4 protein-coding genes are annotated in these 6066 nt (G+C 47.5%); 2 read left to right on the top strand and 2 right to left on the bottom strand.

Translation table 11 applies throughout. The features are described 5' to 3' along the window. Positions 1-332: 332 nt before the first annotated feature. Both kamA and GON05_RS27800 read right to left on the bottom strand, forming a co-directional pair. The gene (gene kamA, locus GON05_RS27795) at positions 333-1769 is read right to left on the bottom strand and encodes a lysine 2,3-aminomutase (RefSeq protein WP_157323798.1); all 1437 of its coding nucleotides are present in this window, start codon (positions 1767-1769) and stop codon (positions 333-335) included. A gap of 113 nt (positions 1770-1882) precedes the next feature. Next, positions 1883-3304: a sigma-54 interaction domain-containing protein gene (locus GON05_RS27800; protein ID WP_157323799.1), complete on the bottom strand. Its 1422-nt coding sequence runs from the start codon at positions 3302-3304 to the stop codon at positions 1883-1885. A 389-nt stretch (positions 3305-3693) separates the two neighbouring features. Between GON05_RS27800 and GON05_RS27805 the strand changes: the two genes are divergently transcribed. Both GON05_RS27805 and GON05_RS27810 read left to right on the top strand, forming a co-directional pair. Then, a complete protein-coding gene (locus GON05_RS27805) occupies positions 3694-4434 on the top strand; it encodes an ABC transporter ATP-binding protein (RefSeq protein ID WP_276509714.1) in 741 nt (246 codons plus the stop codon). Between the two features lie 16 nt (positions 4435-4450). After that, complete coding sequence (locus tag GON05_RS27810; protein WP_157323801.1) at positions 4451-5671, top strand: ABC transporter permease; 1221 nt, start codon at positions 4451-4453, stop codon at positions 5669-5671. Positions 5672-6066 lie beyond the last annotated feature (395 nt).

Below are 6066 nucleotides of genomic sequence, written 5' to 3' on the forward strand. Positions count from 1 at the left end.
ATGTACAGAGGGTGCTTGTTTTTTGCAAAGCTGAATAATTAGCATCTACAGGAATGCTCCGGCGCGTCGTAGAGCCGCTTTCCTTCAGGATAGCGGCCTGTAGTTCCCTTCCGCCCTTGGCCTTCTCGCCCTTGGCCTTCCTCACGCTAAGCCCTCGTTTCACGCTCAGCTCTCCGCCTTCGCACTCAGCCCTCAGTTCCTCGCCCGTGGCCTTTCGCCCCTCGCACTCCGCCCTTCACGCACCGCCCTCGCTTCACGCTCAGCTCTCCGCCTTCGCACTCCGCACTCTGCACTTTGCCCTCCGCGCCTCACGCACCGCCCTCGCTCCACCCTCAGCTCTCCGCACCAGGCGCCGTACCCTCGCCAGCCCCCTCCGAAGACGGGCTGCCTTCCGCAGCGCCAGCTTTATTCTCCTTCTGCTGCGCCTTCATCAGCTTATCCTTCATTTCATCCCGCTTGGTCCGGCGATCCTTCAAGGAAACATGCTCAGGCGCCTCCGAGTAGGCTTTTCTTCTGCCAATCCGGCGCAAATTTTCTGGCACCAAGTTGAATTTTTCATCTTTCATCAGTGCGATAATGCCTGTGCTTTCAGGCTGCTTCTCCACACCGTAGATTTCGTTGAAATACTCATCCGCACGGCCCGGCACATAATTTTTGGGCTCTGGATACCCGACGATGACGCCCTCGTAGTTGCGCAAAATAACCTTATCTTGGCTCTGCGAGATCAAATAGTTCGGCTGAAGCGCGATTTTTCCTCCACCTCCGGGTGCGTCAACAACAAAGGTAGGTACCGCATAACCAGACGTATGTCCGCGCAGCGCTTCAATAATTTCGAGGCCCTTGGACACCGGAGCCCGGAAATGGCCGATGCCTTCGGACAAATCACATTGATAAATGTAATAAGGGCGTACACGCATTTTGACAAGATCATGCATGAGCTTTTTCATAATGTAAGTACTGTCGTTGATGCCCGCTAGAATCACAGACTGATTGCCAAGCGGAACACCCGCATCGGCGAGCATGGCGCATGATTTTTTCGCTTCTTCCGTCATTTCCAAAGGATGATTGAAATGCGTATTAAGCCAGACGGGATGATATTTTTTGATGATGGTACACAAATGCTCCGTAATCCGCTGCGGAAAAACAACCGGTGCCCTCGTACCGATCCGGATGATTTCAACATGGGGAATCGCCCGCAAATTTTTCAGTATATATTCCAAAATATTATCATTAATCAGCAGCCCATCCCCGCCGGACAGGAGAACGTCGCGCACCTCAGGCGTATTCCGAATATACGCAATGGCGTCATCCAATTGTTTTTTGGGAACACCCATGCCCACTTGACCGGAGAAACGGCGGCGCGTGCAGTAACGGCAGTACATGGAGCACTGATTGGTAACCAGGAAAAGCACCCGATCCGGATAACGATGGGTCAAACCGGGTGTAGGAGAATCTTCATCCTCGTGCAGAGGGTCCTCCAGATCATATTTTGTTTTCAGCAATTCGGCGGAAACAGGGACAGATTGCATACGAATCGGGCATCTTGGATCATCAGGATTCATCAAGGATGCATAGTAGGGGGTAATATTCAAAGGGATCGTCTGCGTCGAGATACGAACGCCCTCTTCTTCTTCAGGGGTCAGATTCACCACTTTTTTCAAATCATCCAAGGAACGAATGGTATGTGTCAGCTGCCAAAGCCAATCATTCCATTGCTCATCCGTGACGTTTTTCCATAGCGCAACTTGCTTCCAGTGACGTCGTTCCATCTTGGCACCTCCAGTAATGATGTTTGCTCAGTAATAGAAGATGCAAAAAGCATGCCAACATTTCCTCCTGACACTGGAAAACGCAAAAAAGACTCCTTGCGGAGTCTCACAGACTAAGGTTTTCTCACGATACCGTAGCGATTAAGTTTATACTGCAGGGCTTGGCGTTTGATGCCGAGAGCTTGGGCAGTGAGGGTTATATTGTAATGATGGCGGGTGAGCGCGTTCACAATCGCTTCTTTTTCCAGCTGTTTCACTTTATCGGTTAAGCCGGTTGAGATTGCCGCTTCATGCTGCTTTTCATACCGCAGTGGGTGGATTCCCATGACCGAAGCGGGGAGGTGGGTCTCTTCAATGATTTCACATTCCAGCTCCATCATATTGTAGGTCGATTCGATCGCATGGCTCAGTTCGCGAATATTTCCCGGCCAGTGATAATCGAGCAAACGCTGCATGGCCGCTGGCGCTATCCCCGTAATTTTCATGCCAAACAAGTCATTAAACGTATCGATAAAATGGTTCGTCAAAATCGGAATATCCTCTTTGCGCCCAGCGAGCGGAGGAAGCGTCAGATTCACGACATTCAGCCTGTAAAAAAGATCGCTGCGCAAAAGCCCCTTATCCAGCGCCTCTTTTGGATCAATATTCATGGCGGTAATAATGCGGACATCCACCTGCTGTTCCTGTGTGCCTCCAACCCGGCGAACAAGCCCGTCCTGCAGCACGCGCAGCAGTTTGGCCTGCAGAATTAAATCCAGGCTGTTCAGTTCATCCAGAAAAAGGGTTCCGCCATTCGCCTGCTCAAATAAGCCGGCACGGTCAATGGCCCCGGTAAAGGCGCCCCTTGCCGTTCCAAACATGATGCCTTCCATCAGCTCGTTGGGGACCGCTGCACAATTTTGCGCGATAAAAAGGCGGCTTCTGCGAGCCCCGGCATTATGGATGCTCTGGGCTACTAATTCTTTGCCTGTGCCGGTGGGGCCGCAAATTAGAACCGGCGAGCTTGTACGCGATGCTTTTTTGGCAAAAGAAATCGTACGAAGGAAATCTTCGTTATTGCCGATTAAATCGCTGAAATGGTAGCGGGCGGAGCTTGTGTGCTTCTTATCTTTGGAGGGGGATTCGTAAATTTGATGCCGAAGGTCCAGAATTTGATCGTGGAGATGCACGATGCTTGTAATATCTTTGGCCACTTCCAGGGCGCCGATGATGTCTCCATTTTCCAGGAGCGGGTACGTGCTGTTGATTGTGGTGATTCTTTTGCCAGTGACGCTGACGTACGTTTGGATTTTCTCGCGAATTTCGATACCGGTCTGCAAAACCTTCATGAAGGTGCTTGTTTCATTGGTTAGAGAAGGGAACAGCTCAAAAAAATTTTTCCCGACAACCTGCTCACGCTTCAGCCCATCCGTTTCCGCCATTTTATCATTATAGAAAATAGTAATTCCCTCACGGTCAATGAGATGAACACCGACATCAATGATATTCAGCATTTTTTCAAAATAAGCTGCGCCATGCTCGTTATGCCCGGACATGATGGATCCCCCTCGCGTAAGGATGGTTCAGTGCTTCACTTAACATCTTATGAGGGCGAGAGTGGAATAAGACCTGCAAATACAAAAAGCCGAAGGGACATGGCCCTTAACGGCTTCAGCTGTTAGGTATGAGTTCGATTAATGAGACAGGGCGGTTCCGATTAATTTCAGATACATCATGTCGCCTGTTTTTGCCCACATCAGAAAATGGTAACGATTGAGCAGGACGCTCTTTTTCATGTCAGTTTTCATGTGTAATACCTCCTTTTTGTTAGTAGAAGAATTGATAGAGTAATAGATACTAGATTTGACCAAATCATAGAATTATATACATCTGGGATTGATAGCTTGAAAAAAAGCGGTAGAAATGCAAAGATGCGTTATATAGGATGAGGGTAGAAGGGAATGTGATCGTAATGTCAGAAGAACGGTTAGCCGTATTAGAAGTACATATTGATCAGGCTGGTTATGACGAGGTTCCGGATACTATCAAAAACATTCATTTTGAGGTTCGGCAAGGTGAACTTGTAGGTCTGTTAGGTCCCAATGGAGCCGGCAAAAGTACGACGATGAAGAGCATCCTGGGTTTGTTGAAGGATTTTAAAGGGAAAATTTCTTTTATGGGTGAGCGAAAAAGCTACGCTTATATACCTGAGCATCCTATTCTGTATGATGAGTTGACGTTGTGGGAGCATATGGAATTTGCTGCTTCCGTTTATGAACTGGACCGAACCGTGTTCCTGGAACGCGCGGATGATCTCTTGCACAGGTTTCGGTTGTTGGACGAGAAGCATCAATTGCCGGGCAAATTCTCCAAAGGGATGCAGCAGAAAATCATGCTGATCCTGGGCTTTTTGAATAAACCGGACGTGTACATTGTGGATGAGCCGTTCATTGGACTTGATCCGAAGGCGATCAAAGATTTTATAGGGATGTTAGATGAGGAGCGTAAGCGGGGCGCCGGTATTTTGATGAGTACCCATGTGCTGGACACGGCAGAACGGATATGCACCTCGTTTGTGCTTCTGTCTGGTGGGAGATTGGTGGCTAACGGGTCGTTGAAGGACATTCAAGAACAATGCGGCATGCCAGACGCGCCATTATTCGATTGTTTCCATTCCTTACTCTAGAAAGGAGGGCCGTAATTTGAACAGCAGCTTTCAGCTTTTTGCGCGTCGCGTGCGATCGGATTGGTTTTTTCAATATAAAGCGTTGCGGATGGCCGTGGATTGGGTTATTGCGATCTATTTTGTCATTCCGCTGATTATTGTGGCTGGTTATCAATACTACTCTTGGTGGGCGACTCAGCCTTCATGGTTTAGTTGGATATCTTTGTTTATGGTTGGTGCGGTATTCTATGTGTTTGCTTGGCTGGGGACTATTCGATACTTTGTTGAGGAAGGTGATCAGCTATTCCTTCGGCAGAACCGGCGGTGGTTTCAGCATCTCATGCGACTCGGACATCGATATTCTCTTGTGCTGCAGGGGATTACAACGCTTCTTTTGATGTTTGTGTTTCTTCCTTTGCTCGTTCAGGTGTATGGCTTTCGTGTGCCTCAGCTGATTTCCTTGTGGTTGATTACCTATCTGCTAAAAATTAATTTAGGCTTGCTTCGTCAATTGGTAGCCTTACGTATGCAAGGTTTTCTCCATTGGATATTACGGATCGTTGCTTTTGCAGGGCTTTTCTTTGTGTATCAAAAGCTGGTTGCTGCGATCAGTCAGAACGCGCTTTACATTTGGGCGGTTCATCTGCTTCTTCTCGTACTGGCTGTGTTCTTGAGTAAAATACGTTTGCAAGAAAAAGGAGCCTTCTTCGCAGATATCGCCAGAGAGCGCGACTCGCGGATGCGGATTGTTTCTTTAATGTTAATTCGTGTTACGGAGCGAAAAAGAAAACCGAAGCGAAAGCGTCCCCTATTATTCAAAAATTCACAACGCTTGTTTAAGGGGAAAGGCGCAGGAAACGGGATTGCTGATTTGTTAGTAAAATCGTTCTTTAGAAATGGCACGCAGTGGAAGCAAACGATACAGTTTGCCGCTCTGATTAGTGCGGCTATGTTTATCATGCCGGGGCCTCTTAAAATTACGGTCTGGATTATTGCCGCGTGCGCGTTGGTATTTTGGAGGAAATCCTTTTGTAAGGACGAGCTCAGGACACCCTTTTTAACCCTATTTCCTATCCAGGATACAGAGAAGCATCAAGCTCTCCAATTATCGACACCTATTCTTGTGCTGCCTGCGCTGATTCTGATTAGCCTATGTATGGGAATCTCCTTCTTCACTTGGTGGGGACCTGTCCTGATGGTCGGAGCCGCATTTCCGTTGGCTTACGGGTCTTCTTCTGTATTTACAAGTTGGTATTGAAAGGTGAGCGCTTTTATTAAAATAGCTATAGACGAGAAGAACAAAGTTGTAGACATACAGCGTTGTTCTTTTTTCGTGGACGTGAAAGTCTATTTAGAGGTTGTAATCCTTTTGGAACCATGGTATATTGCTAATCTGTCGTTCAAAGACAGGTTAAATAGCTCTCAGAAACATGTCGAAAAAGAATTTAAAAAAAAGCTTGCAAATCAAATTTCGACATGGTATATTACTTTTCGCTGCTTCGGTAACACGGCAGTGAACGAAAGAAATTGATCTTTGAAAACTGAACAACGAGTGAGTAAGCACAGTCGAGCAATCGACTATAAATGAGATTGCAAAATCTCGCTAGCAAGTCAATGAGCTATTCAGCTTTTCTATTATGGAGAGTTTGATCC

It is taken from the genome of Paenibacillus anseongensis (assembly GCF_009757995.1).
Taxonomy (GTDB): domain Bacteria; phylum Bacillota; class Bacilli; order Paenibacillales; family NBRC-103111; genus Paenibacillus_E; species Paenibacillus_E chondroitinus.

What these genes read in the sequence shown, in the direction of transcription:
- kamA (WP_157323798.1), bottom strand. Translation starts at nt 1,769, where the DNA reads ATGGAACGACGTCACTGGAAGCAAGTTGCGCTATGGAAAAACGTCACG.
- GON05_RS27800 (WP_157323799.1), bottom strand. Translation starts at nt 3,304, where the DNA reads ATGTCCGGGCATAACGAGCATGGCGCAGCTTATTTTGAAAAAATGCTG.
- GON05_RS27805 (WP_276509714.1), top strand. Translation starts at nt 3,694, where the DNA reads ATGAGGGTAGAAGGGAATGTGATCGTAATGTCAGAAGAACGGTTAGCC.